We start from the raw sequence: 25,472 nt of genomic DNA, 5'->3' as shown, positions 1-25,472 counted from the left end.
GGCCGGGGACGCGCGTTCGGGTCAGTGCGCCTCGTGCAGGGTGTGCGCCTCGATGGCTGCCAGCCCGTCACCGGTGCGGTGTTTCCAGCCGGGCACGGCGTCTTCGTCCCGGCTGGATGGCAGTGCCGACCCGCTGAGGGAAAGGCCGGAATCCTCGTACGCCGGGACCAGTGCAGGACGAGCGAGTCTGCGATGCCGCCCGTGTCCCGCGCAGGTGTCGCCTTCGGCGCAGCAACCTTCGTCGGCGCACTTGCCCCTATGTCGGCCGGTGCCCGGGCGGGCGATGGTGCTCGCGGCCCAGGCGTGGTTGGACTGGGTGTCGGTGATGACGTGAGACATGTTTCTTTCCTCCTTCGGCGCGGGGGTACAGGTTGCCTGCGGGGCCGTGGCCAGCCTGCGACGGCGCGCCCTCCCTGGGTTGTTGACGCATCAACAATAGAGACTTTAGTTGCTCCGTCAAGCAAATTGCCCAAGCGTGTGATCCATCTTGCAATCGATTCATCACGCCGAGCCGTGTGTCCGAGCGGGTTGGCGCACGCGCGGCGCCCGGCGGGAATGCGGTCACGGGGCTCGTGCCCGCACCGCTGCCAGCCGCTCGGGGTCAGGGCGCCGGGCGGGGCGCGGCCGCTCCCCGGCTCTCACCGAACGGCGCCGGCGGCCATCGCCGCGCCGTCGGCCACGGCGGTACCGTCGGCCCGGTGGTGGATGTGCACGGTGTGCCAGGTCAGAGCGAGTCCCGCGAGGAGTAGGAAGCCCAGTCCGCCGACCACCACGCCGGTCCATCCGAACGCGGAGAACAGCACGCCGGCGACAGCGGATCCAGCGGCACCTCCGGCGAAGACCGCGAACATGTAGACGGTGTTGAGGCGCGCCCTGATCGCGGGTTGGGCGGCGAAGATGCGCGCCTGGTTGGCGATCTGGCCGCTGGTGGTCCCGTAGCCGAGAAGGTTGCAGCCGACGGCGAGGGCGATCAGTGACTGGTCGGCGAGCCCGAACAGCGCGAAGGCGAGCAGCACGGACGCGAGCGACAGCGCGTTGACCTGCCGCGTTCCCCAATGGTCGGTGAGGCGGCCCGAGTAGCGGGCGGCCAGCGCTCCGGGCACGCTGAACAGGCCGAAGAGCCCGACTTTCGCGGGCCCAAGCGCGATGGGGCCCGCGGTGAGGTGGAAGGCGAGCGACGACCAGAAGGCGGAGAAGGCCGCGAAGACCGTCCCTCCCAGTGCGGCGGACAGGCGTAGCGGCGCATGCTCGGTGATCAGCTTGGGGAGCGAGGCGAGTAGCCGGAGGTAGCTCTGCGGTGCCCTGGTGCGAGTCGGTCGGTCGGCCGGCATGTAGCGGGGGAGGACCAGGAGCAGGGTGCCGGTGGCCACGCCGGCGACGGCGAATCCGGCGCGCCAGGTTCCGGCGGTCTCCGCGATGAGCCCGGCAGCGGTGCGCGAGAGCAGGGCTCCGAGGGTCAGCCCCGTGCCGACGGCGCCGAGGACCCGTCCGGCATGGCCGGGCGTCGCCATGGAGACCACGGTGGGCATGATCACCTGTGGCAGCACGGTCGTCGCCGAGAGTACGAGGGTGGCCATGCTCAGCAGGGCGAGCGAGGGGGCGAAGGCACCCGCGAGCAGGGCGGCGGCCGTGACTCCCAGCAGAAGGGCGGACAGCCGGCGAAGCCGAACGCCGTCGGCGAGCGGCACGATGGCGATGATGCCCAGCGCGTAGCCCATCTGGCCCGTCGTGGCCACCAGGCCGGCGGCCGAGGGAGATATGTGGAAGCCGCGGGCGATCTCGTCGAGGAGGGGTTGGGTGAAATAGATGTTGGAGACGGTGATCGCTGTCGCGGTGGCGAGCACGGGGATGGTTCCCCGCTTGACGTAGGGGCGGGTGACTGCGGTGGTCATGGGAAACCTCGGGTGAGTTGATCCACGGATGTGGCATCGGCAGGAAGCGACTGCTGCCGCTCTTCCACCCACATCTGGATGATGGGTGACATCTGCATTTCAGGATTACGTGCATCATCTAGCAAGTCAAATAGACGCTGATCAGGGCCTGCCTTGGTAGAACTCAGGATGTTTTAAATCATCCATTCATGCCAGGGCGGCACGCCGGGAGATGCCGAACCGGTGGCCTGAATCGCACGGCGGCACAGGGCCGTGGAGGGATCACACGGCCGCGGGGTGGCAGAGTGGCAGGGCTGCGGGGTCGGTTGCGGGGCTGAGGTTCGCCGGGTCGCGCCGGGCCTCCGATGCGGCGACCGCGCCGCCCGCGCCCAAGCGGACGCGAGACGCTCGTCAGGCGGTGGGGTCGCTCGGCAAGGGCGGCAGCAGGCCGTGCAGGACGAGGCTGGACAGCACGTCCGCCATGCTGTTCCGGTCCTGATCGGCCGCCGGCGCGGCGGCGGGGCTCAGCCGGTCGGCGATAGGGTCCTGCGCGAGGGCCAGCGCGGGCCCGGTGACCGCGAAGTACAGGAGATGCGTCGGCACGCGTGGGACGCGTCCGGCGGCCATGAGATTGTCGATCAACGGCTCGATGCTGTCCCAGAACGGCTTGACGAATCGACGGTGCAGATAGTCGAGGCGGCTGGAGTCGCGCGTCGACTCGTCCGCCATCAACCGGTTCATCGCGGAGGCGTTCGCGGAGAGCCGGTACAACTCGGCGATGACGCTTCTCAGCCGTTCCTCGTCGTCATGGCACTCCGCCAGTCGCTGGTCGAACCCGGGCTGGACGTCCACCAGTGCGAAGTCCACGACCGCGCGCCAGAAGTTCTCCTTCGAGCCGTAGCGGTCGTTGATGAAGTTGTGGCTGACGTGGAGCCGCCGGGCCAGTTCCCGGACCGTGGTCGCGGCATACCCGAGTTCGGCGAAGGTGTCGAGGCCGCGGCGAAGGATCTCGCTGTCGTCCAGTTCCACCGGCGTGTACTTTCCGCGCCCCGGTGACTTCGCCATCTCGTGTGTTGTGTCGGTCACTCCGGCATCTTTCCGTTAGCCGCCGTTCGGTCCGCTTTTGGCCGTGCGCACCTGTCGGCAGTCGCGCCGACCGCCTCCCCTCCGGGCGGCGTATGACCTACGTGTGACCAGCGGGCTACCCGTACCGACCTGGGCGTTGTCGACTGCCGTCCTTCGCGGGCGTCCACGGCGGGCATTCGCCCGCCCGCGTGTGCGGCACAAGTCTCGCACGATGATCGCGGTCCCGGGCGAGCGGCATGGGCAGCCCGTACGCATCCCCGGGAATAGCTTGACGCTTGTCAGACTTGAGGCACATGCTTGACGCGTCAAGCAAATTGGCAAGGTCGGCACGTCCGACCGTCCCTCAGGAGTGATCTGTGACTTCTCAGAAGGATCTTGAAAGCGCATCAGCTCTCACCACCGCCTCTCCGCCCAGGCCCCGCAAGCGGCTGATCGGCGCCATGGCCGGCCTGGCCGTCGTCGCCGCTCTGACCGCCGTGGCGGTCCCGGCGTCGGCGCAGGGCCAGGCACCGCATTACGTGTCCTCGGTGTCCGCGGCCCACCGGCACTACCTCTCGCCCCTGCAGGTCGCCTCGGCGTTCTACGCCAGCTACAACGGTGACCTGGCCGCCGGCTTCGACCGCTACATCTCGAAGGACCTGGTGCTGCACGGGTTCAACGGCCCGGAGGACCGCGAGGCCTGGATCAAGGGCGACCTCAACATCAAGGCGGGGCTCACCGGCTTCAAGATGACCGTCCTGGATCAGATCGTGGAGGGAGACAAGGTCGTCACACGCTGGAGCTTCACCGGTGTCCACACCGGCACGGTCTTCGGCATCCCCGCCTCCGGCCGCGAGGTCACGCTCAGCGGAATCTCCATCGACCGCGTGATCCACGGCCAGTCGGTCGAGCACTGGTCGGAGGGGAACTTCGGCAGGTTCCTCGACGAACTGCGCGGTGACACGCCTCCCGACACCATCACCCCCAGCGCCAAGTAACCTGCGCCGGCCCCGGCCCTGCGGCAGCTCACGTCACCGCCGGGGGCCGGCGCCGTGCCAGCACACCCCGCGCGGTGCACACCGGTACCGCGCATGCGAGAACCAGGAGCAGTTCCATGGGAACACTCGACGGCAAGGTAGCCCTCATCACCGGTACCGCCGGAGGCATGGGCCGCGTCGCGGCACTCATCTTCGCGAGGGAGGGTGCACAGATCGTCGGCGCCGACATCCAGGTCGAGGCCAACAACGAGACGGTCGGGCTCGTACGCCGCGCGGGCGGCGAGATGACAGGCATCGCGCCGGTCGATCTCACCGATCCTGACTCGGTGCGGCAGTTGGCCGATGACGCCGCCGCGGCGTTCGGCGGGCTCGACGTGGTCTACAACAACGCGGCCATGCAGCGCTTCGGCCCCATGCCGGATTTCTCGGTGGAGGACTGGCATGCGACCGTGGTGGGTGAACTCGACATCCCCTTCTTCGTGTCGAAGTTCACCTGGCCGCATCTGGTCCATGGTGGTGGCGGCGTGATCATCAACGTAGCGTCTGAGGCCGGCCTGATAGCGGGTTCGACTCCCCCCATGGTCGCGCACACAGCGGCCAACGCCGGTGTCATCGGCATGACCCGGCAGCTCGCGCTGGAGGGTGCCCCGCACGGCATCCGTGCGGTGGCGATCAGCCCCGGCCCGACGTTGACCCCGGCAAGCGATCGTGACCTGGGGGACAACCAGGCCGCCCGGGACGCGATCGTCAGCAAGACGCTGCTCAAGCGCTTCGCTCGTCCCGAGGAGATCGTCGAGCTGGCCGCGTTCCTCGCTTCGGACCGAGCGGGATACATCACAGGCGCCAACTACGCGGTCGACGGCGGTGCGAGCGCCTGGTAACACGACCGGTCACCATGCTCACGGAACAGCAGTGCTCTGTCCCGGCGAGGTCGGCTGTGCCGAACCGCGACCGGGACAGCTGCGTGTCGGGGGCCGTACGGGACGCCCCGGCACACGTATGCGCGCCGGAATCTTCGGGCAGGGACCCGGGTCGACGCGTCGCGCATGACCGCACGAACGACCACACCCGCCGAGCCCCGCGCGGGTGCCGCCCCCGGACAGCGGCAGCGGCACCCGCGGAAAGGCCGAGGCCTCCCACTCCCACCTCCCATAGGCATCGCCGCAGTCAGCGCCTCTCACTGCGGCCAGGAGCGTATTGGACGTCATCCAAGGGGCCGTGCCTGGCCCATTTCTGCCGTGTGACGCAGGCGTCCTGACTGACCAAACCGAGGTTTCCGTCGTCCGCCCGCCAGGCCGGACTTGTTCCGTCCATGCCGGACCGGCCGCGTTGCCGACGGCCTACCACCTGCGGACGGAGCCGAGAAAGGCGAGGCCGTCGCCGATGCGGACGGGCTGCCCGACCGCTACCGGGCGGAGCTCGTAGACCCCCGACCATGTTCGCCGGCGATGTCGTGCTGCATGGCGCGCGGTGTGAGTGGTCGCAGCCCCGCGCCGAAGGCTGCGACCAGGGCGGTCGCCTCGTGGCAGAGCGCGAGTTCGCCGCACCTCGTGGCCATGGCACATGTCTTATGAGACCGACGCGCGATCGCCGGAGCGCACAAACCGCTGCAACGGGCTGTTCTCGACACCCCGCCCGACCGGGTCTGCGGCGGCACAGCGGGACCGGCCCACCGGGCGACTAGGGCCCGGCGAGGTTCCTCAGGCGGACTTCTTGAGCTGCTCGGCGACCGTGTGCAGGAGTTCGTCGGAGAGGTCCTTGTCGGCCACGGCGCGGGACATGAGGACGGCGCCGACCAGCGCGCTGAGCGTGAGCATCGCGTCGGCTCGGGCGTCGTCGGAGACGTCGTCGCCGAGGCCGGCGATCAGGTCCAGGTAGGTGCGGACCTGCTTTTCGTAGGCTTCCTTGAGGTCCTTTTCGCCGCGTCCGGCGGCGGCTCCAAGGGTGACCAGGGCGCAGCCGGTGGCCGGTGCGTCGCGGTGCTGGGCGGCGAGGTAGGCGTCGATGAGGCCGGCGCGGGGGGCCTGGTCGTTCTTCCGGGCGGACCGTTCCATCTTCGCCGTGCCCTCGGCGAGTGCGGTGGCGGCGGCCTGGGCGATGAGGTCGTCGCGTGACGAGAAGTGCTTGTAGAAGCCGCCGTGGGTGAGGCCGGCCTCCTTCATGAGGTCCGCGATGCCCGGGCGGTTGAGGCCCTCGGTGCGGACCTTGCGAGAGGCGATGCGCAGGACCCGCTCGCGGGTCGCCGCCTTCTCCGCCTGCGAGTGGCCCATGGCTGGCCCTGCCTTTCGTCGGCGCGGCGCACCTGAATCACCGCGCAACTGGATGATTGGCATCATACATCCACGTGCGGATTCGGCGGTGACCAGCGTCTCCTTGACTTTGTGGATGACTAGAGTAATCCTGATTGTGGATGTCAATCGTCATCCAGATCGGAGTGAGAGCTGTGTCCCCCACCTACGACCCCCGCCACACGGCCGTCCTGCTGGTCGACCCCTACAACGACTTCCTGTCCGAGGGAGGCAAGATCTGGCCCCGGCTGAAGCCCCTGGCAGAGCAGACCCAGCTCCTCGACCACCTGCGCGCCGTGGTCGGCTCCGCCCGCGAAGCCGGCATGCGGGTGGTGTTCGTCCCGCACCGCCGCTGGGAGCCGGGCGACTACGAGGACTGGGACTTCCCCAACCCCACCCAGCTCGGCATCATGGAGCGGCACAGCTTCGCCCGCGGAACCTGGGGCGGTGAGTTCCACCCCCACTTCCAGCCGCAACCGGGCGACATCGTCGCGGCCGAGCACTGGGCGCAGAGCGGGTTCGCCAACACCGACCTGGACTTCCAGCTCAAGCAGCACGGCACCACCCACGTCGTGCTCATCGGCCTGCTCGCCAATACCTGCATCGAGTCCACCGGCCGTTTCGCCATGGAACTCGGCTACCACGTCACCCTCGTGCGCGACGCCACCGCCGCGTTCCTGCCCGAGATGATGCACGCCGCTCACGAGCTGAACGGCCCCACCTACGCCCACGCCATCACCACCACCGACGAGCTCACCCTCGCGTTCAAGGGAGCACAGGCATGACCCTGACCGGCAACCTGCTGATCGGAGCGGCCGAAGTCGCCGCCACCGCCGGCGCCATGAAGGCACTCGACCCCGCAACCGGAGAGCTCATCGAGCCGGAGTTCGCCTTCGGTGGTCCGGCCGAGGTCGACCGCGCGGTCCGCCTCGCCGACGAGGCCTTCGACAGCTACAGCCACACCGGGCTGGCCGAGCGGGCCGCGTTCCTCGACCTCATCGCGGACAAGCTGGAGGCGGTCAAGGACGAACTCGCCGCCCGCACCGCGCTGGAGACCGGCCTGCCCGCCGCCCAGTTCGAAGGCGAAGCGACCCGCACCGCAGGCGTGTTCCGCAAGTTCGCCACCGTCGTCCGGCAGGGCCGCTTCCTGCAGGCGACCATCGATCCCGCCCAGCCGGACCGGCAACCCACCCCCCGCCTGGACCACCGGCTCCAGAAGATCGCCCTGGGACCCGTGGTGATCTTCGGCGCCAGCAACTTCCCCATCTCGTACTCCGTCGCCGGTGGCGACACCGCCTCCGCCCTGGCCGCCGGAGCCACCGTTATCGTCAAGGCCCACAACGCCCATCCGGGCGCCTCGGAGATCCAGGCCCGCGTCATCCAGGAGGCGGTCGCCGAGTCCGGACTCCACGAGGGTGTCTTCTCCCTGCTGCGCGGCCCCGGAAACGACATCGGCGAAGCGCTCGTGGACCACCCGCTCGTCCGGGCCGTCACCTTCACCGGCTCCGAGGCCGGCGGCATGGCCCTCTACCGGCGGGCCCAGCGGCGGCCCGACCCCATCCCCGTCTTCACCGAGATGACCAGCGTCAACCCGACGTTCGTCCTGCCCGCCGCCCTGGCGGCCCGCGGCGCGGAGATCGGCAGCAACCTGATCCAGCGCGCCATGTACAACGTCGGCCAGGCCTGCCTGAAGCCGGCCATCCTCCTTGCCGTCGACGGGCCCGGCTTCCAGGAGTTGCGCGAGGCGGCGGCAGCCGAGGTGGAGAAGGTGGCCGCACGCACCATGCTCACCCCCGGGATCCACGACGCCTACACCCGCAACGTGCAGCGACTGGAAGGCAACGGCGCCACCCGGATCGGCGCGGGCCCGACCCCCCTCCGGACCTGGGACGGCCAGTCGCTGCTCTTCGAGGCCACCGGTGACCAACTGCTGGCCGAACCGGAGCTGCGGGAGGAGGTCTTCGGCCCCGCCGTCCTTCTGGTCAGGCTGACCGGAGTGGAGCAACTGCTCGAGGTGGCCCGCGCCTTCCGGGGACAGCTCTCGGCCACGATGCACGCCGAGACGCCCGACCGCGCCGCAGCCCAACGGCTCCTGCCGATCCTGGAGCGCCGCACCGGCCGCATCGTCTTCAACGCCTTCTCGATCCCGCAGGAGGTCACCTACGCCTCCACCCACGGCGGCCCGTTCCCGGCCACCTCCGACAGCCGCTTCACCTCCGTGGGCATGGGCGCGATCGAGCGGTTCCTGCGCCCGGTCACCTACCAGGGCTTCCCCGACGAACTGCTGCCGGAGCCGCTGCGCGAGGCCAACCCGCTGCACCTGTGGCGCCTCCACGACGGCGCGCTCACCCAGCACTGACTCTCGCGACGGGCCCCGTTCCCCCTCCCGCAACGGGGCCCGTGCCACCTCGCGAAATGAAAGAGGCCCCTTGCATGACCGCCACCGACCAAGCCACCGCGAGGATCGAACGCGAGGCCCGCGAAGAGGTCCGCGAGAAACTGCTCGGCGCATGGCAACTCGTGTCGTACACCGCCACGGGCACCGACGGAGACGTCATCCACCCCCTCGGCCCCGCACCATACGGGCTGATCGTCTACACCCCCCAGGGATACATGTCCGCGCAGCTGGGCCGTGGCGACCGCCCGCCCACGAGCTCGGCACGGCTGGAGGACGCCTCGGCCGAGGAACTGGCCCACTCAGCGGCCGGCTACGTCGCCTACGGCGGTCCGTTCGAAGTGATCGACCCCACGACGGTCGAACATCATGTCACCACAAGCCTCTTTCCGAACTGGATCGGACGGCCCCAGGTGCGAAAGGTGAGCTTCGAAGGCGCCCTGCTCAAACTCAGCGTCGCCACTCCCACCCGGCTGTGGGGAGCACAGCGCACAGCGGAACTCATCTGGAGAAGGCCGGAGTGACCCACTGCCGGAAGGCAGAGCTGGGAGAAGTCCCCTCACGCGGACGCGCCGCTGATTGTCGTCATGTCGGCAGACCGGGTCACCCATGTCCGGGCCCACCTGCACGGCCCGCCCGGGGCGTCGGGCCAAGACCCGCGTCGGGTGGTGACGAGGGCCCGGGAGATATAGCTTGCAAGAGGACTGTCGCGGGCTGAGGTAGCGCTCGTGACCACCGGTCTTCAGCTCTTTGGACCTCCTGCCGGGAAGGCGCATCCATGAAAGTACAAGGGTCTGTCGCATTCGTGACCGGTGCCAACCGCGGGCTCGGTGAGCAGTTCGTCCGGGCGCTGCTCGACGCGGGAGCGGCCAAGGTCTACGCCGGAGCCCGCGACCCCGCAAAGGTCACCGTGCCCGGGGCCGTACCGGTCGCGGTGGACATCACCGACCACGACTCCGTCCGTGCCGCAGCGGATCAGGCCCACGACGTGACCTTCCTCATCAACAACGCCGGTTCCACGACCCGGGCGCACATCCTCACCGCCGAACTGGACGCCTTCCGGACGGAGTTCGAGACACACGTACTCGGCACTCTCGCCATGAGCAGGGCCTTCGCCCCCCTTCTCGGGCGCAACGGCGGTGGGGCGATCGTCAATGTGCTCTCCGTGCTGTCCTGGGTGTCGATCACGCCCAGTGCCGGATACGCCGCGGCCAAGTCCGCGGAATGGTCGGTGACCAACGCCTTGCGGGTGGCCCTGGCGGAACAGCAGACGCAGGTCACCGCCCTGCATGTCAGCTACCTCGCGACGGAGATGGCAGCGGCCGTCACGGGACCGAAGGCGGATCCCGCCGCGGTGGCCCGCGCGACCCTGGAAGGTGTCGAGGCGGGATTGCACGAGGTGCTCGCCGACGACGTCAGCCGGCGTGTGCAGGCGGCGCTGTCCCAAGGACCCGAGGCGCTGTACCCGCAGCTGCGCGGTGGCCCGTCACTGGTCTGAGCCCATCAGGTGACGGCCGCGTCATCCGGAGTCGTCGTTGCGGAACCGCGGGGCCCATCGGAGGTGCCGACGAACGACAGCCGGCCCAAGCACGCCCCCTCCGGCCTCGTCGGCCAGACCGTCGTGGTGATCGGCGGCAGCCCAGGTATCGGACCCGCAACCGCGCGCCGCGTGTGCGCCGAGATCGGCCAGGTCGTCCTGACCGGACGCGCTGCCGAGCGACCGTGCAGGCCGCGCTCGAACTCCAGCCTGCGGGCACGACAGACTTCGACGCCACTGACACCCGACCGTCGCGGGGAGTCCTTCCGCGATCGACCGACCCGGTCGACCATGTGGTCCTCACAGTCGGCAGCCCTTTCTGCATGCCCCTGGCCGACATGGACCTCGCGGAGGCTCGCCACCACCTCGGTGAGCGCTTGGACATGAACGTCGCTGCCGCAATCTACAGCCGAGACAAGGTCCGGCCCGAAGGCACGCGTTGTTCCTCGGTGGCACGGGCACGCGACGCCCCGGTTGGGTTTGACCGTCGCGTCCACGCTGACCGCGGCTCTTCCCGCCCTCACCGCCAACCTGGCGCTCGAACTCGCGCCGATCCGTGTGAATCTCATCGCCGCCGGCTTCGTCGACACGCCCCTGTCCGCCTCGCTCCTGGACGACCAGCTCGAAGCCCGTCGCGAGGAACTGCGTGCCGCGCTGCCCGTCCGCCGGTTCGTCGGCCCGGAGGACGCGGCAGCCCTGACCACGGACATCATGTGCAATGACGCATTCGCGGGCGCGACGTACGACATCGACGGCGGCGAGCAGCTCCTCGCCCACTGAACGAGCGCATACTCCGCCCGGCCACCCGGGAGTCGAACGCCGTACGACCGTAGCGGCAACATGTGCGGGTCCGCTGTCAGAGGTGGGTCTCACGGTTGAGCCTGCCGAGACGGTCGCCCATGTGCGGCTCCAGATCGCTTCGCTTCCCCAGGCCCTTTTGGGCGACGCCGGCGAGTCGCCGCCGAGCGCCGGTCGGGCCGCAGACGCCCAGAACGCGTGGGATGTCGGGGGCAGAAGGGCATGCGCAGGCTGCGAGACCTCTCCGACGTAGCCCTTCACCTCGATGAGCGTCGCCTCGTCGAAGGAAGCGATACGGCGGGCCATGGAGCCGACCAGATCGTCGAGATCGGCGTCGGCTACGGCTCTGTTGACGTAGCCGTAGCGTTCTGCGAGCTCTGCCGCGTAGTGGGAAGAAATCCGGCTCGGCGCTCTGGAAGACCACAACGCGGACCTCGCGGTCGTTCTCCAGGCTTTCGACGAGCGCTGCGGCCTCACCGACGGTCCCGGCATCGGTGAGGTTCAGGGGGCGGGTGCTCGGGAAAGTGACCTGCCAACGGTGCCGGTCGGATCCGTCGATCTTGAAATGAGAATGCCAACCTCGCATGGTCTGGATTTCCAACCCAGCGATACGCTTGAGGCATGACGAAACGGATGGCGTCGGGCGCGGACAGCGGGCAGCGCTGCTCGATCGGCCGGGCCCTGGAGGTTGTCGGGGATCGATGGAGCCTGCTCATTCTGAGGGAGGCGGTACAGGGGGCCACGCGCTTCTCGGAGTTCCGTGAGCGGCTTCATGTGGCCAGCGACGTGCTGACTCAACGGTTGGGTGTCCTGGTGGACGGGGGTGTGCTGGAGAAGCGCCCGTACCGTGAGGACGGGGCGCGGACTCGCATGGCCTATCGCCTGACCCCGGCCGGCCGTGACCTGATCGTGGTCATCGGCGCCCTTCAGCAGTGGGGTGACCTGCACCGACCCCATCCCGACGGCCCTCTGGTGCACCGAGCGAGCCGAGCGACCGGGCGCCCTCTCCGCGTCGCCTTCATCGACGACGAGGGCAAAGAATCACCGCTTGACGACGTGCACCTTGCCGCACGGTTCGATCGGCCGCAAGGGCCGGAGGCCTGAAGACCCGCGGTGGCGATGAAGCAGGCTCGGGACCGTGGCGTGCCTGCTGGGCACAGCGCCTGGGCAGCTGCCGCATGACCAGTGCTCCCGCACGAACCACTGCGGTTACCCGCAACGGGGATACCGGTCGCCTGGTGGCGCCCCAGGCCGCGGTGTTCGCTCTCGCTGAGTCCGCCCCGGATGTCGAACTCCATGCCGGCACCCCGTCGCCAGGCCCTCGCCTTGCAGGACCGCCTCGCCCGGCCGGGCAGGTACCTGCCCGCCGGCCCGCAGGTGCTGCCGGTTGAGGTGAAACGGCGCTTTCATTCCACGGCACGAGCACCTGGCCGGTGTGCAGTTCTTCGCTACTCCGGGCGGCCACGAGGCTCTTCCGGGAGCCGGTCGCCATGATCACCTGAGTCTGCGGCCCTTGCTCGGGCCCAGCGAGCGATGAGTGGGAAGCCCGAGGACGCGAACCACCGCGCCCACGGCTTCGCACTGGTGGCCCACTTCACGCTGGGCCCGCCTGTCCGTACGGTGCGAGGGCGGCCGCGTCAGATGACGTCTTGGGCGAGCTCGGTCGGCCGCAGCGCATCGGTCAGGCTGTGCCCGTCGGTGAGGTGCGCGCTCACCGCGGTACTCCCGGTGCGCCCTGGGGAGCGTACGGGCGTCGGCGATGCCGAGGCTTTTGAGCTGCTCCTCGCCGAAGCCGAGGCCGCTGCACCGCGGTCGTCTTCAGCGGCGAGGTCATGCCCGGGCGGGTGCGAGGGGCGCCGCGTCGAGCAGTGCGGCAGCAGCGGTGCGGGCGGTCGTGGCGGCCGAGGGGTCGCGATCCATCCGCGCGGACTGCTGAGCACCGTCGTAGAGCAACAGCAGTTGGCGGGCCAGGCCCTCGGGATCGGCGTATCCGGACTGCGCGGCCAGTTCGGCGAACAGGCCGCGCACCCAGTTCCGGTACGTTTCGGCGGCCCGGCTGATCGCACTGTCCTCGGGCACCTCGGCGGTGGCCCGGACGAAGGGGCAGCCGTTGTAGCCGGGACGCGTGCACATCTCGCCCTGCGCGTCGAAGACGCCGAGCAGCTTCTCGCGCGGGGTGCGGAAGCGGGTCAGGGTCTGGGTGATCCGGTCCCTGATGCGGACGCCGCGCAGGTCCAAGTAGGCCGTGATCAACTGTTCCTTGCTGCCGAAGGTGTTGTACAGGGACGCCTTGGCCACACCGGCATGCTCGATGACGCGGTCGATGCCGACGGTCTGCACGCCCTCGCTGTAGAAGAGCTCGTCAGCGGCGTCGAGCAGGCGATCACGCGCGGACGGCTTCTTCGCCGATCCGATAGCCATGGCCCTCACCCTTTCAGACAGACCTGTTCAGTTTACCCTTGCGAGAGTGCTGTCGGCCGCGCGGCCGCGCAGCAGGCCGGTCAGGGCCGCGACGGCGAGCAGGATGACGGCGATGCCGTACTCCCTGGCGGTCACCACCAGGCCGCCGCCATGCACGACCAGCAGGCCCGCGATCACTGCGGGCACACCCAGGCCCAGGTACGACACCACGTACAGGACAGACAGCACGCCGGCCCGCTCATGCGGCCGGACCCGCGGTATCACCATCCGGATGCCGCCCTGGAACCCGCTGCCGAAGCCGAAGCCGGAGATCGCGCCGCCAACGAAGAACCCGGTGGCGGAGAGCGCGCCGCCGGTGCCGGAGGCGAGGGAGAGCAGGCTGACCGTCACGCCGGCGATGAGTGTCGCGGCGCCGAGCAGCATGACCCTGTGTGTCGGAGTCCGCCGGAGCACCACCACGGCCATCCCTGCGAAGGCGGCGAGCACGAACAGCGGCAGTCCGCCCCACACGACGGAGGTGGAGTGCACGAGGGACCGGGTGAGGGCCGGCCCCAGCGCGCCGTAGAGGCCGGTCAGCGCCCACACCGCGAACAGCATGGGAGCGGCGATCGCCACCGAGGTCCGGGCGGACCTGGGCACTCTGACCTCGGGGGCCATGCTGGCCACCGCGCCCGGCTTGCGGCTCACCGTCTCGCGCAGGGGGAGGACGGCCAGGGCCTGCAGGAGGAACACACCGAGCAGGACGAGGTAGACCAGGTGGGTGGGGGCCGGCAGGTACTGCACGATCAGCCCGGACGCCAGGGCGCCGCCGGCGGTGCCCATGGCGGGTGCGAAGGAATTCAGGAAGCCGCCTCTGTGCGGGTGGATGTCGAGCATCCCGGCGCCGAGCGCACCGACTGCCGCACCGGTGCTCACGCCCTGCAGGATGCGGGCCGCGAGGAGTGCGTCCACTCCGCCGGCGGTGATGAACACGATCATCGCCGCGGATTGCCCGATCAAGGCCGCCAACAGGACCGGCCGTCGGCCCACATGGTCGGAGATCCTGCCGAGGACCAGGAGCGAGATCAGCACGGCCACCGCGTAGACACCGAAGACGACGGTGATGGTGACCGGCGAGAAGCCCCAGCGCTGCTGGTAGATGGCATAGAGGGGGGTCGGGGCACTGGATGCGGCCAGCAGCGACACGAGGATCGAGGCCAGCAGAGCGAGGGAGGCGGCGGGGCCGGGGGCCCGCCGGTGCGGGATGGCGGGTGCCGGGGACGGAGACTGCTGGAGCGAACGGGGCGTGGCAGCGGTCCGGGAGTCGGGCGGCGCGGGGATCATGGATCACTCTCCGGCTAGGTGGCAATGCCCTGCCCAACACTAGACAGACCTGTCTGATTCCAGATGTGGCCCATCCCACAGGCAGGGGCGACCCGCGAAGCACAGCGCGCCGGCCCGGCTCGACCCGCGTGGCGGGCATCGCGGTGAGCCGCCTCGCCAGATGTCGTCGACCCGATCGCCTCGGCGGCGACAGGGCGTACAGCTCCGGCCGCAACCGCCGCTACCTGCACCGACGCCACATCAAGCACACCGCCGACGGATCAGCGGCCAACCGCAAACCGGGGGCGGCGAAGGCCGTCGGCCCGCCGGGAGCCACATGACGGACGCTGCCGCCCAGGCCTGGGAACGGACAGTGAACTGGGACTGGCTCCCCGGTCGTTGCAATGAAGGCGAACATGTCCTTGGCGACCGCTCGAGCAGCCTCCGCACCGTAGTGATCTCCGGCGGGCTCCAAGCGCAGGTCGATGCCCGCACTGACGCCTGCGGAGGTCACCATTCGCCCGTGCGCATGAACATCGCGTCCGGTTCGACCCGCAAGGAGGGGAAACGCAGGGCCAGTTGCTGCGGGTGCCTCCGGTGTCTCGTGGCGGGACGCCCATCCAGTAGTCCGGACCCTGCCAGGAGGAACGCTCCCTTGCGCACCGATGCCGTGCAGCGGGCTCCTGCAGTCCCCGGACGCCGGCCAACGACCGGCCTGCGGCAAACGCCCGCTTGCGATGCCCGCCCCGTCACCGGCACCAGGGCCACGACCGGCGAACTCCCATCTGGTAGCCACAGCCTCCCACCACAGGTGAGGGGCCCTGCCGTTGGTGTGCGTTCCGGGAGGGGGCCGTGGAATTTTGACGACCGGTCGACTACTTTTGCGGGGGGCTGGCTCACCGTGTCGGCCGTTGCCGCCGTGGGAAAAGAGGGTCGTCATGAGCATTCCCGGCCAGAAGGTCGCCGTTGTCACCGGAGCGTCGCAGGGCATCGGCGCGGGGCTGGTGGGCGCCTACCGCAAGCTCGGTTACGCCGTGGTCGCGACGTCGCGCAGCATTGCCGCCTCGCAGGACCCCGACGTCCTCACCGTGCGGGGCGACATCGCCGACCCGGCCACCGCAGAGCGCGTCATCGCCGCCGGGCTCGAGCGCTTCGGTCGCATCGACACCCTGGTCAACAACGCCGGCATCTTCGTCGCCAAGCCCTTCACCGAGTACACGCAGGAGGACTACGACGCCGTCACCGGCATCAACCTGACCGGGTTCTTCCGCACCACCCAACTCGCCGTCGAGCAAATGACGCGTCAGGGAGGCGGGCACATCGTCCAGATCACCACCAGTCTGGTCGACCACGCGCACTCCGCCGTCCCCTCGGTCCTGGCCTCCTTGACCAAGGGCGGCCTGCAGTCCGCCGCCAAGGCACTGGCCATCGAGTACGCCACCCGCAACATTCGCAGCAACGCCGTCTCGCTGGGCGTCATCAAGACACCCATGCATCCGCAGGAGCACCATGAGGCCCTTGCGGCGCTGCACCCGGTCGGCCGGATGGGGGAGGTGGACGACATCGTGAACGCGGTCGTCTACCTCGAGAACGCCCCCTTCGTCACGGGCGAGATACTGCACGTCGACGGCGGCCAGAGCGCCGGCCACTGAGGCGTCGTCGGCCCTGGCATCTGCCGGATCCCCAGCGGCCGTGGCACGCTCGGTGTGGACGGCGTGCGTGGGGAAGCCAGGTTCTTCTCCTGCTTCTTCCAGTCCGAGGGGCCTCTTGCCCCGGCCGTCCTGGACCAGCACCGACAGATCCAGCGGCGGCGACCGGGTCGACAAGGTCATCGTCGAAGTCCGTCCTGAACGGGGCAGCCACCGCCCCCCAATGCCCCCGCCGGGGTCCTTGCTCCCTACCTGGAGGTTTCATGAGTGCCAAGATCGCTCTGTCGACATGGCCGACGCCGCTCGAGCCGATGCCCAGGCTGGCGCGGGCACTGGGGCTGGGGGAGGGCGATCTGTGGGTCAAGCGGGACGACCTCACGGGCCTGGGAGGCGGGGGCAACAAGGTCCGCAAACTGGAGTGGACCGTGGGAGCAGCCCTCGCGGAAGGCGCGGACACACTGGTCACCACCGGTGCCGCCCAGAGCAACCACGCCCGTCTCACCGCGGCAGCCGGAGCACGCCTCGGCTTGAACGTCGTACTCGTCTTTTCCGGCACGCCGAAGAGCGCCGAGCGCGGATCCGGCAACCTCGTTCTGGACAGCCTCTTCGGAGCGAGGATCTTCTGGGCCGGGGACGGTGAACCCAGCACACTGGCCCAGGCCGCCGACGACGTGTGCGAACAACTGCGCCGGGAGGGAGCGCGCCCGTACGTGATCCCGTTCGGCGGCTCCAGTCCTCTCGGAGCCCGGGGATACGTTGACGCTGGCAACGAACTGCTCGCTCAACTCCCCGGGGTGCGTCACGTCGTGGTGGCACTGGGCTCCGGGGGCACCATGGCGGGACTGATCGGCGCACTGGGGGAGGAGCGTGTGCTGGGCGTGCACTGCGGGGCGGTGGCCGAGCCGGCCGCTGCCGTCTCCGACCTCGCGGATGGGCTCACCGGGCGCAGCGTCACCCCAGGAGCGCTCCGCATTCGGCCGGATCAGGTGGGCTCAGGATACGGAGTCCTGCACGAGCCCGTCCTCGACGCCATGCGGACCGCCGCGACCCTGGAGGGCATCGTCCTGGATCCGATCTACAGCGGACGGGCCATGGCTGGGCTGATCCAGGCGGTACGGGACGGTGACGTCCGACGGGGCGAGCGCACCGTGTTCCTCCACTCCGGCGGACTTCCGGGGCTGTTCGGGCACGCTCAGACAGTGCACCGATCTGTCGCCGCCCTGCGCGCTTTCAGGGCCGTGTGAGCCTTCGTCGCGGCGCGGGGATGATCCGCCGGGGCACTGGTGACGGCGGCCTGCCGCCCGACGTCCCCGGCCGCCGGCGTCACCTCGGTGGCTTGAGCCTGTGAGGATGCCGCCAGGGGGTGTCACCGGCCTCGGAGCCTTCCGGCGGGCCACTGGCGGGGCTGCCCTGGCCGCCTTGGAGGGGCAACGTGGCGCGGAGCCCGCGGAGGGTCGGGCCCCTGACAGAGTGAGCGGGTCACACGGGCGCTATGCGCTCCAGCACCCGGGCAGCCGCAGCGACGTCACAGCCTTCAAGGCGGGAGAAAATATGACGCCGCACACTCGCGAGATTCGTCGGCCAGGCCTGCTTCAAGCGCGTCCAGCCGGCACTGGTGAGGACGGCGAGCCACGCCCTGCCGTCGTCCGGACACTTCTCACGCAGCACGAGGGACTGCTCCTCCAGGCGCTTCACGACTCTGGTCATGCCGCTCAGCGACAGCCCGCACGCGTTGGCGAGGTCACTCATCCGCAACTGGTTGTGCGACGCTTCGGAGAGGTGCATCAGCACCGTGTACTCAATACCGGTGATGTCCTGCTCCGCAACCATGTCGGCGTCGACGACGCGAGGCAGGTATGCCATCACTCTCCCGAGAGCGCGGAGGAACGCCTCCTCGTCGAGGTTGAGGGGCTTGATCGTCGTCGCGTCTGCCATGGGCACATTGTAATTGGCCACAACTTACCGCTCGGCCGGTCGGCTGTCCGAGTCGCACCCGCGTCAGGGCAGCGCGTATCCCAGAGGCTCCCTGTCGACTGCATCCGGGTCGGCCGCGTCGCATTCGACGAGACCGTCGGTGTACAGCATCAGGATCGATTCGCTCTCGACAGAGTGGACGCCGGTGGCTACAGCGGCCAGCGGGGGCTTCCCACGGGACCGTGGGCGGACAAGCGCACCACGGTCCACTTCACCGCCGACACCTCATCCACGTGGGGGACTCTGAAACTCGAAGTCGGATACACCCTAAACGGTGGTAGAGGACAACCCGTCCAAGCACCGGCGAACCAGCGCACGAAGTCCCAGGCCGGGAGCCAGTTCGCACCCCGCCTCGCAGCACCACCGACACGTCAGGACCGTCCAGCATGCCGAGGACGCCATCGCCTTCCTCGACCACGCGGCCCGGCGGGGAAGCGCACGCGGGTGGCGGCGCGTGATCGGGCCATACTGCTCGGACATGGACGCGTCGGAAGGGCATGCGCCACGATGCGCATCGTCTCCCGCGTGTCGGCGTGGTCAGTCGTCGCTGTCAGGGATGGTCAGCACGCGCAGCGCCTCCAGGTAGATCCACACCAGTGTGGCGGTCAGACCGAAGGCGGCCAGCCACGACTCCTCACGTGGCGCGCCGTAGGCGATCGCGTCCTCGACCTGCTTGAAGTCCAGGGCCAGGAAGCACGCGCCGAGGAGGATCCCGGCGGCACCGAAGGCGACGCCGAGGCCGCCGCTGTCGAATCCGAGACCGTTGCCCGCGCCGGAGGTGGAGAAGAGCAGGTCGACGACCATCAGCAGGAGAAAACCGGTCACGGCGGCAGCGACGAACCCGGCGAACCTGCGGGTGACGCGGATCCAGCGCATCCGGTACGCGAAGAGCACGCCCGCCGACACCGCGAAGGTACCGAGGACCGCCTGGACGACCACGCCCGGCGCGAGATACGTCGACGTCGCGCTGGAGACGACACCGAGGAAGACGCCCTCGAACGCCGCGTATCCGAGGATCAGCGCGGCAGAGGCCGCCTGCCGGAACGCCTGGAGGAGGGAGAGGACGAAGGCGATGACGGCCGCGCCGGCGGCGATGCCGTAGGACCGGCCGACGTCCGCGTCGTCGACGGGCAGCAGGAGCCAGGACAGCACCGCCGTCAGGGCCACCGTGCCGAGGGCCGTCGCGGTGCGGACGACCACGTCATCCATGGTCATCGCGGAGGGGACGGCCTGAGCCTGCTTGACGAGGCTGAGACGTCCGGCGGCGTAAGGGTTGGTCAGATGGTCTTCCGCCAACCGGGCTCCGACTGCGACACCCTCCCGATGGCGTACGGCGGCATCCGCCCGGGCGGCATCACGGCTGAAGCCCCGGCGGGAGAAGACCGGGTTGCTGGTTCTCACGTGGTTCCTCCTCGTCCGCCGCACACACGGCGGTGCCATGCGTTGTTGCCGGTGTGTGTCCGCGTACGTATGACGGCGGTGGCCGGCCAGGCCGATGGCGTTAGCCATGCATCACCACTTTGACAGGTGATGCGTGGTGAGGCAAGCGGCGAGTCTTTCCGAGGCAGGTCGGGTGAGAAGTGGCATGCTCGCGGCAGCAGTAGCAAGGGCCTTGGCGCCGACGCGCTCGTCACGTCCGGCGCTGCCCGGGGCAACCACGCACGGCCCGCCGCGGGCGCCCGCCTGGGTCTCGACATCGTGCTGGTCTTCCCCGGCTCCCCTGATGTGGTCGCTGCCCTCGGATCCGGTGGAGTGATGGTGGGCCTTGTTGCCCGATGTGGGCGGCCTGTCCGGGCTCTTCGGGCATGGGCAGACGACGCGGCACCGCAGGACGCCGCCGCAAAGGCGCTTCGCTCGACGGCGAGCGCGGGTCCTGGTGATGCGACGGGAGTGCCTGTCGCTGTGAGGACGGCGTCGGCGGACGCGCATACGGCGCCCTCCAGCACCCGGCAGGACGCCCACCAGTCCAGAGACGAGCGCCCACGGCTGCGCCGCATCCGCCTTCCCGGCACCGTCATGCGGACGTCCCCAGCGGCTGCCCGGCCGCTGCGCGAGGAGAGCGCGGACTCCGGCGAAACGGACACGACTCAGCCGTCGTGAAGTGAGCCTGGACAAGACGCCATCTTCCGGCCACGCGTCACGAGGCGTGCGCGCCCTCAGCGGTGCTGGTGGGCTGACTCGGCGTCAGCGGTCGGAAATTCGTGTGGTGATCTCCTGACGGACGTCCACTTGCTCTCAAGGCGGGCGTCGCTGCCGGCCGGTGCGAGCGCATCGCCCGCGACGGACTGGACGTACGGCTGGTTGCCGGGGAAATCAAGGGCTGGGCACCGCACAGGCAAAGCGGTCCAATCGACCATCACCCCGAACGACCCGTCCGATGAACCGCCCCAGCCCACCCCACCATGACCCGCACCGCAAGCGCTGCTCGGCGTCGGCTACTTCGCGGCGGCCACTACATGCTTGCGGATGTGCTCTGCCCAGGTCTCCGGGGAGTCAACGGGGCTGAAGTGCCCGGTGTTCTCCATGTAGTGGAGGTCGTAGTCGCTGTAGTAGTCGTCGAGCGTGTCGCTCCATTCCGTGGGGAAGAGCGCGTGCAACCACGTCGATACGTAACCTGGATTCGCCGATGAGCTGACGCAATGTAAGCATGGGCCATCCTTTTGCTCGTCACCTGACATCGGATCGTTCGCCTTTTGGTTCCTCACGATGGAAGAACGAATCTTGAAGACTCGACCCGCTCCCGATCCCCGACCAGCAGCCTCGCGATGGGCGCTTCCCCTCGCTCTCCTGGGTGCCTTCGGGGGATTCACCAGCTTCTATCTGCTGCTTTCTGTCGTGCCGGAATACGCTCTCCACGGCGGGGCAGGCCCCAGTGGCGCTGGCCTGACCACCGGTGCGCTCATGACAACAACCGTTGCTGTGCAACCACTGGTACCGCGCCTCCAGAGGGCGCTGGGCAGGTCCTCAACCCTAGTTCTCGGAGGAGTCCTGCTCGGACTTCCATGTCTGGCCATGAACCTGTCCGATACCCTGCCCCTGCTCCTAGTGCTCTCCTTGCTGCGGGGCTGCGGGTTCGGCATCGTCGTCGTCATCAGCGTCGCGGCCGTCGCCGACCTCACGCCAACCTCCCGATGGGGACGCGGGCTTGGACTATACGGAGCTGTAGTAGGCGCCGCAGGAATCATCGGCTCCCCCTTGGGCCTGTGGATGGTCCACCAAAGCGGTTACACCTCAGTGTTTTCCGGCGGAGCTCTAGCAGCGGTGGGCGTTCTCATGGCCGCCGTGGGAACGGCGCTGCCCCATCCTGCGACAGAGCGCCGAAACGTCCCTCTGCGGAGCGCGGTGCGCAGTCTGACCCTCCCGTTTCTGGTCGAAGCAACAAGCACCACGGCGTACGGCGTCGTCTTCACCTTTCTGCCGTCGGCCCTGCAGGCCGCACCAGCCTGGACCGCCCCCGTGGCACTGCTAGTCGTGCAGGCCACTTGCATGATTACCCGGCTGCTGTCCGGAGAACTCATCGACCGCCTTGGTGGAGCCGCCCTCCTCGTGCCCGCCATCGCCATGGCCGCCGCCGGCGTGTGCGGCACGGCCTTTCCCCACCATCCCGGCATCGTGATCGCGGGGGCCGCCCTGTTCGGCGCAGGATTCGGCGCAATCCAGAACGCGACCCTCGTCGTCATGCTACGTGCGGCACGGCACGTCAGCGTCGAAGTCGGGAGTGTGGCCTGGAACTTGGCCTTCGACGCCGGCACGGGGGTAGGTGCCGTCGCCGGAGGCCTGGTCCTCAGCGCGGCAGGCCACCCCACTCTGTTTTGGGCCACGGCAGCCCTCCTCGCTGCCTCTATCGCCGCTGTCCGCCGTAACGGAGCGCCTGGGCACACACCCGAGACTGACCCTGAACCCCATGTATAAGAGGACGCTTTGAGGACCCGTGAGGCGGGTCAGCGGGCGAAGCCGTTCCCGAACTCGGCGTCTGTGACGGGAGAGCCGAGCGTGGCGGGTCCGAAGGCGACCGAGCCGGAGGGGGTCGGGCCGGTGCTGGTGGAGCGGAAGCCCCAGACGGCGCCGTCGGAGGTGTCCTCGCCGGGGGCGCCGGCGTACAGCTCGGCGCGGCCGTCGTGGTTGGCGTCGACCAGCGCGGTGCGGCTGGCGAAGATGTCGTTCCGCTCGGCGGTGCCGGGCACGCCCGTGGTGTTCTGGTTGAAGGACACCGCGCCGCTGCCGGTGAGGCCGGACGCGCCGCCGCGCAGCACGGCCACGGCACCCGCCGAGGCGACCGAGCCCACGTCCTCACCCGGGGAGCCGACTGCGACGTCGGCGTAACCGTCGCCGTTGGCGTCCGCGACGGAGATGCCCAGGCCGAAGTCGTCGCCGTACTCGGATACTCCGGGCACACCCGCCGTGTTCTGGTTGATCGACGTCGTACGGGAGGTGTCGGGCCCGTTCGCCGAGCCGTACACCACGCCGACCTGGCCGCCGAGGAGCGCCGGGTCGGTGGAGTCCTCACCGTGGCCGTCGAAGGGGCGGCCGATGACGAGGTCGGCGTACCCGTCCTTGTTCACGTCACCGATGCCGAGGCTGGAGCCGCCGGGCACGTTGGTGCCGTCGGCCTGCTTCAGGATGACCGGTGCGCTCAGGCCCTGCCCGGTGCCGTGGAGGTAGGCGACGCGGTAGGCGACGCCCGGCGTCTCCTCGTCGCTGCTGTGGATGAGCGCGACGAGGTCGGTGATGCCGTCGTGGTCGACGTCCCCGGCGGCGACGTCGTCGGTGCTGTAGCCGATGTCGGGGTCGGTGCCGAGGTCGAAGGAGAGGCCCGTGGACCCCGCGGCGCCGGCGGTGCGGGTGAACGGGCCGGTCAGCAGGCGCTCGTCAGTGGCCACGTCGAGGTGACCGTCGCCGTTGAAGTCGCCGACGGCGGGGTGCCGGGGCTGGACCTGGTTGGACATGTCGCCAGCCGCCACGACCCTGCCGCCGGACAGTCCCGTCTTCCCGCCCCAGACGACGGTCAAGGTGCCCGCGTTCTGCACGGACCCGACGTCCTCGCCGCTCGCGCCGACGACCAGGTCCGTGTACCCGTCGCCGTCCAGGTCGCCGAGGGCCAGGCCCCAGCCGAACCAGTCGTCGGTCTCGGCGACGCCGGGTATGCCGGCCGTGTCCTGGCTGATGGTCTGCCGGTGCCCGGTGTCCAGCCCCGTCGCGGAGCCGTACACGACGCTCACGTACCCCGCACGGCTGTGCCCGCCGATCATGCCCCACGGGGCGGCGACGGCGAGGTCCGCGTACCCGTCGCCGTTGAAGTCGGCACGCACGCTCTGCGCACCGGATACCTGCGTGCCGGCCGCGTGCGCGCTCACCGGGCCGACGACGGCTCCGGCGACGGCCACGGAGGCCACGAGCCCGAGACGGGAACGAAACGTGCGCTTGCTCATGTGGTGTCCCAACCCCTGCGATGGAAGAGCCCTGGCCCGACGGAGGAGCCAAGATCCTCACGCCGTCGCCAGCACGACTCCCCAGGTGACGGCAGGGTTGTCCTGAAGACGGCGGGAGTTCCAGATCCACTTTCGCAACAGACCCTAACGGGGCTTGCGGGGTCGGTGAGACTCGGTGCCGTAGCCGCCAGCAGGTGAGCACTTTCGCCGCCGGAAGCAATGGGCGGGCGTACGAGGCCGCGCTGTAGGCCACGGCAGCGCGGACTGGTCGCCCGCGAGGCCAACCCGGCCGACGCCCGTAGCACCCTCGTCCGCCTGCTGCCTGCCGGACGCCGGGCGGTCGAGGAAGCGGCACCCCAGCACGTGGACAATGTGCGCCGGTACTTCATCGATCTGCTCGCCCCTGACGAGCTCGACACCCTTGCCGCCATCCATGAACGCATCCTCCGCCGGCTTGTCGACGAAGCCGCCCAAGATGACGGCACCGCCGAAAGCTGAGCGGCCGGCCGAGCGACCCGATGGGCACCCGCCACCCACCCCCGCCCGTCAGGGCGGAGTCGGGGAACGGCCTCACCGTGTTCGCCACCGTCGCCCGCCAGTCGCCTGCGCCCCAGGCGGCAAGGGTGAGGGACGGCCGAGCCTAGGGCAGTTCTGATGGCTCTTGGCCGGAGATCATCCGGCCGATTGGCGCGCGCGAGGTGACTCGTGAGGCGCCGACCGCCTCACCGGACTCGTCCGTAACCGTCCACGAGCGCCAGCAGAACACCAGGTTGAGACGCCGTGGCAGAGTCTCGTCGCCCGCCTGGTGGAGGTGGTGCTGGAAGAGAGGGCCTGGGCCGCTCGCGCGGCGGGTTCACGGCCAAGCTCCACCTGAGCGCGGACGGCCGCTGTCGTCCACTGTCCCTGGTAGTCACGCCAGGGCAGCGAGCGGACTACACCCAGTTCAGGCCGGTCCTGGAGAAGATCCCGCGTTCCCCGACTCGGGACGGGCAGGCCCCGCAACAAGCCGGACAGCCTCACCGCGGACAAGGCCTACAGCAACGGACCCTGCCGCGACTACCTGCGCCGCCGCGGCATCCGGCACACCATCCCGGAGAAGGCCGACAGTCAGGCCGCCCGCCTGCGCAAAGGCTCGCGCGGCGGACGGCCGTCAGATTTCGACGAAGAGCGGTACAAGAAACGCAACACCGTCGAACGGGCCATCAACAAGCTCAAACACGCCCGAGCTGTCGCCACCGGATACGACAAACGCGGCTACGTCTTCCTCGGCACGGCCACCGCAGGAGCCCTCGCGATTTGGCTCCGTACATGACCGCGCTTTACGGCGTCAGGTCACCGACGCGCCGGGAGCCAGCGCCAAGCCAGAGGTCGCGAGAAAGGCTTCAAGGCTGATGACTCCGCTGCCGGTGCCGTCGTCCCATTCGACCAGGAGCTCCGACAGGCCCTCGTTCCAGGCATCTGGTGTGTCGACGTCAGGGCCAGGGTGCCGCTCGACGCAGCCTTCGCCGTGCCGGTACCGGAGGTACAAGTACTGGTCCTCCGCCGTCCAGGCATCCCACTGGGACGGGTCGGCGGAACACGTCTGCACAACCCGCACCAGAATCAGACCCTCAACTTCATCATTCGGTGATGGTCGCGCGGCAAAAACTCCTATTGACCTTGAATGCGTGATGTCGTCATGGTGGCTGGCGTCGGAGACCGGTGCCGGTGAGGCAGCCGTCGAGGACGTCGTGGCGGTACTGAAG

At 69.4% G+C, this 25,472-nt stretch carries 23 protein-coding genes and 3 pseudogenes; 15 read left to right on the top strand and 11 right to left on the bottom strand.

Going from position 1 to position 25,472, the window contains the following annotated elements; translation table 11 throughout:
- Positions 1 to 21: 21 nt before the first annotated feature.
- From AB0950_RS35990 to AB0950_RS35980, 3 genes are all read right to left on the bottom strand, one after another.
- Positions 22 to 339, bottom strand: coding sequence for a hypothetical protein (locus AB0950_RS35990; protein ID WP_366780335.1), 318 nt, complete (start codon positions 337 to 339; stop codon positions 22 to 24).
- A 299-nt stretch (positions 340 to 638) separates the two neighbouring features.
- The gene (locus tag AB0950_RS35985; RefSeq protein WP_366780334.1) at positions 639 to 1,892 is read right to left on the bottom strand and encodes an MFS transporter; all 1,254 of its coding nucleotides are present in this window, start codon (positions 1,890 to 1,892) and stop codon (positions 639 to 641) included.
- Positions 1,893 to 2,282: 390 nt separating this feature from the next.
- Entirely contained in the window at positions 2,283 to 2,957 is a 675-nt protein-coding gene (locus tag AB0950_RS35980) for a TetR/AcrR family transcriptional regulator (RefSeq protein ID WP_360161228.1), read from the bottom strand.
- A 356-nt stretch (positions 2,958 to 3,313) separates the two neighbouring features.
- On the opposite strand from AB0950_RS35980, the gene AB0950_RS35975 reads away from it, so the two are divergent.
- The 3 genes and pseudogenes from AB0950_RS35975 to AB0950_RS35965 all read left to right on the top strand — a co-directional run.
- A complete protein-coding gene (locus tag AB0950_RS35975) occupies positions 3,314 to 3,934 on the top strand; it encodes an ester cyclase (RefSeq protein ID WP_366780333.1) in 621 nt (206 codons plus the stop codon).
- A gap of 116 nt (positions 3,935 to 4,050) precedes the next feature.
- A complete protein-coding gene (locus tag AB0950_RS35970) occupies positions 4,051 to 4,815 on the top strand; it encodes an SDR family NAD(P)-dependent oxidoreductase (RefSeq protein WP_360161224.1) in 765 nt (254 codons plus the stop codon).
- Between the two features lie 373 nt (positions 4,816 to 5,188).
- Positions 5,189 to 5,367 (top strand): annotated as a pseudogene (locus tag AB0950_RS35965) (GNAT family N-acetyltransferase); the annotation flags it as partial.
- Between the two features lie 267 nt (positions 5,368 to 5,634).
- Here AB0950_RS35965 and AB0950_RS35960 read toward each other — a convergent pair.
- On the bottom strand, positions 5,635 to 6,204 hold the full coding sequence (locus AB0950_RS35960) for a TetR/AcrR family transcriptional regulator (RefSeq protein ID WP_366780332.1): 570 nt from the start codon (positions 6,202 to 6,204) through the stop codon (positions 5,635 to 5,637).
- 140 nt (positions 6,205 to 6,344) lie between these two features.
- Here AB0950_RS35960 and AB0950_RS35955 point away from each other — a divergent pair, with 140 nt between their 5' ends.
- The 6 genes from AB0950_RS35955 to AB0950_RS35930 all read left to right on the top strand — a co-directional run bounded on the left by AB0950_RS35955 (position 6,345) and on the right by AB0950_RS35930 (position 12,056).
- Positions 6,345 to 7,007, top strand: coding sequence for a cysteine hydrolase (locus AB0950_RS35955; protein WP_366780331.1), 663 nt, complete (start codon positions 6,345 to 6,347; stop codon positions 7,005 to 7,007).
- Positions 7,004 to 8,581 (top strand): aldehyde dehydrogenase (NADP(+)), encoded by a 1,578-nt coding sequence (locus tag AB0950_RS35950; protein WP_366780330.1) that lies wholly within the window; start codon positions 7,004 to 7,006, stop codon positions 8,579 to 8,581. Before AB0950_RS35955 ends, AB0950_RS35950 begins: the two co-directional genes overlap by 4 nt.
- A gap of 74 nt (positions 8,582 to 8,655) precedes the next feature.
- Positions 8,656 to 9,141 (top strand): lipocalin-like domain-containing protein, encoded by a 486-nt coding sequence (locus AB0950_RS35945; RefSeq protein ID WP_360161216.1) that lies wholly within the window; start codon positions 8,656 to 8,658, stop codon positions 9,139 to 9,141.
- A 254-nt stretch (positions 9,142 to 9,395) separates the two neighbouring features.
- The gene (locus tag AB0950_RS35940) at positions 9,396 to 10,115 is read left to right on the top strand and encodes an SDR family oxidoreductase (RefSeq protein WP_360161214.1); all 720 of its coding nucleotides are present in this window, start codon (positions 9,396 to 9,398) and stop codon (positions 10,113 to 10,115) included.
- Positions 10,116 to 10,634: 519 nt separating this feature from the next.
- Positions 10,635 to 10,934 carry an SDR family oxidoreductase gene (locus AB0950_RS35935; protein WP_366780329.1) on the top strand — a complete coding sequence of 100 codons (300 nt, stop codon included), beginning with the start codon at positions 10,635 to 10,637 and terminating at the stop codon, positions 10,932 to 10,934.
- Positions 10,935 to 11,573: 639 nt separating this feature from the next.
- Complete coding sequence (locus tag AB0950_RS35930; RefSeq protein ID WP_360161210.1) at positions 11,574 to 12,056, top strand: helix-turn-helix domain-containing protein; 483 nt, start codon at positions 11,574 to 11,576, stop codon at positions 12,054 to 12,056.
- Positions 12,057 to 12,782: 726 nt separating this feature from the next.
- Here the strand turns inward: AB0950_RS35930 and AB0950_RS35925 are convergent.
- Positions 12,783 to 13,373: a TetR/AcrR family transcriptional regulator gene (locus AB0950_RS35925; protein ID WP_360161208.1), complete on the bottom strand. Its 591-nt coding sequence runs from the start codon at positions 13,371 to 13,373 to the stop codon at positions 12,783 to 12,785.
- Positions 13,374 to 13,400: 27 nt separating this feature from the next.
- Positions 13,401 to 14,696 carry an MFS transporter gene (locus AB0950_RS35920; protein WP_366780328.1) on the bottom strand — a complete coding sequence of 432 codons (1,296 nt, stop codon included), beginning with the start codon at positions 14,694 to 14,696 and terminating at the stop codon, positions 13,401 to 13,403.
- A gap of 167 nt (positions 14,697 to 14,863) precedes the next feature.
- Here AB0950_RS35920 and AB0950_RS35915 point away from each other — a divergent pair.
- The 3 genes and pseudogenes from AB0950_RS35915 to AB0950_RS35905 all read left to right on the top strand — a co-directional run.
- Positions 14,864 to 14,996, top strand: a pseudogene (locus AB0950_RS35915) (IS5/IS1182 family transposase); the annotation flags it as partial.
- Between the two features lie 617 nt (positions 14,997 to 15,613).
- Positions 15,614 to 16,327, top strand: a complete 714-nt coding sequence (locus AB0950_RS35910) for an SDR family oxidoreductase (protein ID WP_366780327.1) — start codon at positions 15,614 to 15,616, stop codon at positions 16,325 to 16,327.
- Between the two features lie 260 nt (positions 16,328 to 16,587).
- A complete protein-coding gene (locus AB0950_RS35905; RefSeq protein WP_366780326.1) occupies positions 16,588 to 17,568 on the top strand; it encodes a D-cysteine desulfhydrase family protein in 981 nt (326 codons plus the stop codon).
- A gap of 235 nt (positions 17,569 to 17,803) precedes the next feature.
- Here the strand turns inward: AB0950_RS35905 and AB0950_RS35900 are convergent, their stop codons facing one another.
- The 3 genes from AB0950_RS35900 to AB0950_RS35890 form a co-directional block, all read right to left on the bottom strand.
- Positions 17,804 to 18,259: a MarR family transcriptional regulator gene (locus tag AB0950_RS35900; protein ID WP_366780325.1), complete on the bottom strand. Its 456-nt coding sequence runs from the start codon at positions 18,257 to 18,259 to the stop codon at positions 17,804 to 17,806.
- Between the two features lie 576 nt (positions 18,260 to 18,835).
- On the bottom strand, positions 18,836 to 19,699 hold the full coding sequence (locus tag AB0950_RS35895) for a Bax inhibitor-1/YccA family protein (protein ID WP_366780324.1): 864 nt from the start codon (positions 19,697 to 19,699) through the stop codon (positions 18,836 to 18,838).
- Positions 19,700 to 20,733: 1,034 nt separating this feature from the next.
- Complete coding sequence (locus AB0950_RS35890) at positions 20,734 to 20,895, bottom strand: hypothetical protein (protein ID WP_366780323.1); 162 nt, start codon at positions 20,893 to 20,895, stop codon at positions 20,734 to 20,736.
- A 109-nt stretch (positions 20,896 to 21,004) separates the two neighbouring features.
- Between AB0950_RS35890 and AB0950_RS35885 the strand changes: the two genes are divergently transcribed.
- Positions 21,005 to 22,210, top strand: a complete 1,206-nt coding sequence (locus tag AB0950_RS35885; RefSeq protein ID WP_366780322.1) for an MFS transporter — start codon at positions 21,005 to 21,007, stop codon at positions 22,208 to 22,210.
- A gap of 29 nt (positions 22,211 to 22,239) precedes the next feature.
- Here AB0950_RS35885 and AB0950_RS35880 read toward each other — a convergent pair whose 3' ends face one another.
- Positions 22,240 to 23,727 (bottom strand): VCBS repeat-containing protein, encoded by a 1,488-nt coding sequence (locus AB0950_RS35880; RefSeq protein ID WP_366780321.1) that lies wholly within the window; start codon positions 23,725 to 23,727, stop codon positions 22,240 to 22,242.
- 363 nt (positions 23,728 to 24,090) lie between these two features.
- Between AB0950_RS35880 and AB0950_RS35875 the strand changes: the two genes are divergently transcribed.
- On the top strand, positions 24,091 to 24,225 hold the full coding sequence (locus tag AB0950_RS35875; protein WP_366780320.1) for a hypothetical protein: 135 nt from the start codon (positions 24,091 to 24,093) through the stop codon (positions 24,223 to 24,225).
- A 313-nt stretch (positions 24,226 to 24,538) separates the two neighbouring features.
- Positions 24,539 to 24,976 (top strand): annotated as a pseudogene (locus AB0950_RS35870) (IS5 family transposase); the annotation flags it as partial.
- Positions 24,977 to 25,054: 78 nt separating this feature from the next.
- On the opposite strand, the gene AB0950_RS35865 reads toward AB0950_RS35870, so the two are convergent.
- Positions 25,055 to 25,472: hypothetical protein (locus AB0950_RS35865; protein WP_366780319.1), on the bottom strand; the 418-nt coding region annotated here is incomplete at its 5' end.

The organism is Streptomyces sp. NPDC007189, from assembly GCF_040703635.1.
Taxonomy (GTDB): domain Bacteria; phylum Actinomycetota; class Actinomycetes; order Streptomycetales; family Streptomycetaceae; genus Streptomyces.
Note: the sequence above shows the minus strand (reverse complement) of the source record. Positions and strands in the feature narration are given on the sequence as shown.

What these genes read in the sequence shown, in the direction of transcription:
- AB0950_RS35990 (WP_366780335.1), bottom strand. Translation starts at nt 339, where the DNA reads ATGTCTCACGTCATCACCGACACCCAGTCCAACCACGCCTGGGCCGCG.
- AB0950_RS35955 (WP_366780331.1), top strand. Translation starts at nt 6,345, where the DNA reads ATGTCAATCGTCATCCAGATCGGAGTGAGAGCTGTGTCCCCCACCTAC.
- AB0950_RS35950 (WP_366780330.1), top strand. Translation starts at nt 7,004, where the DNA reads ATGACCCTGACCGGCAACCTGCTGATCGGAGCGGCCGAAGTCGCCGCC.
- AB0950_RS35960 (WP_366780332.1), bottom strand. Translation starts at nt 6,204, where the DNA reads ATGGGCCACTCGCAGGCGGAGAAGGCGGCGACCCGCGAGCGGGTCCTG.
- AB0950_RS35970 (WP_360161224.1), top strand. Translation starts at nt 4,051, where the DNA reads ATGGGAACACTCGACGGCAAGGTAGCCCTCATCACCGGTACCGCCGGA.
- AB0950_RS35910 (WP_366780327.1), top strand. Translation starts at nt 15,614, where the DNA reads ATGAGCATTCCCGGCCAGAAGGTCGCCGTTGTCACCGGAGCGTCGCAG.
- AB0950_RS35925 (WP_360161208.1), bottom strand. Translation starts at nt 13,373, where the DNA reads ATGGCTATCGGATCGGCGAAGAAGCCGTCCGCGCGTGATCGCCTGCTC.
- AB0950_RS35905 (WP_366780326.1), top strand. Translation starts at nt 16,588, where the DNA reads ATGAGTGCCAAGATCGCTCTGTCGACATGGCCGACGCCGCTCGAGCCG.
- AB0950_RS35885 (WP_366780322.1), top strand. Translation starts at nt 21,005, where the DNA reads ATGGAAGAACGAATCTTGAAGACTCGACCCGCTCCCGATCCCCGACCA.
- AB0950_RS35900 (WP_366780325.1), bottom strand. Translation starts at nt 18,259, where the DNA reads ATGGCAGACGCGACGACGATCAAGCCCCTCAACCTCGACGAGGAGGCG.
- AB0950_RS35940 (WP_360161214.1), top strand. Translation starts at nt 9,396, where the DNA reads ATGAAAGTACAAGGGTCTGTCGCATTCGTGACCGGTGCCAACCGCGGG.
- AB0950_RS35930 (WP_360161210.1), top strand. Translation starts at nt 11,574, where the DNA reads ATGACGAAACGGATGGCGTCGGGCGCGGACAGCGGGCAGCGCTGCTCG.
- AB0950_RS35945 (WP_360161216.1), top strand. Translation starts at nt 8,656, where the DNA reads ATGACCGCCACCGACCAAGCCACCGCGAGGATCGAACGCGAGGCCCGC.
- AB0950_RS35985 (WP_366780334.1), bottom strand. Translation starts at nt 1,892, where the DNA reads ATGACCACCGCAGTCACCCGCCCCTACGTCAAGCGGGGAACCATCCCC.
- AB0950_RS35920 (WP_366780328.1), bottom strand. Translation starts at nt 14,696, where the DNA reads ATGATCCCCGCGCCGCCCGACTCCCGGACCGCTGCCACGCCCCGTTCG.
- AB0950_RS35880 (WP_366780321.1), bottom strand. Translation starts at nt 23,727, where the DNA reads ATGAGCAAGCGCACGTTTCGTTCCCGTCTCGGGCTCGTGGCCTCCGTG.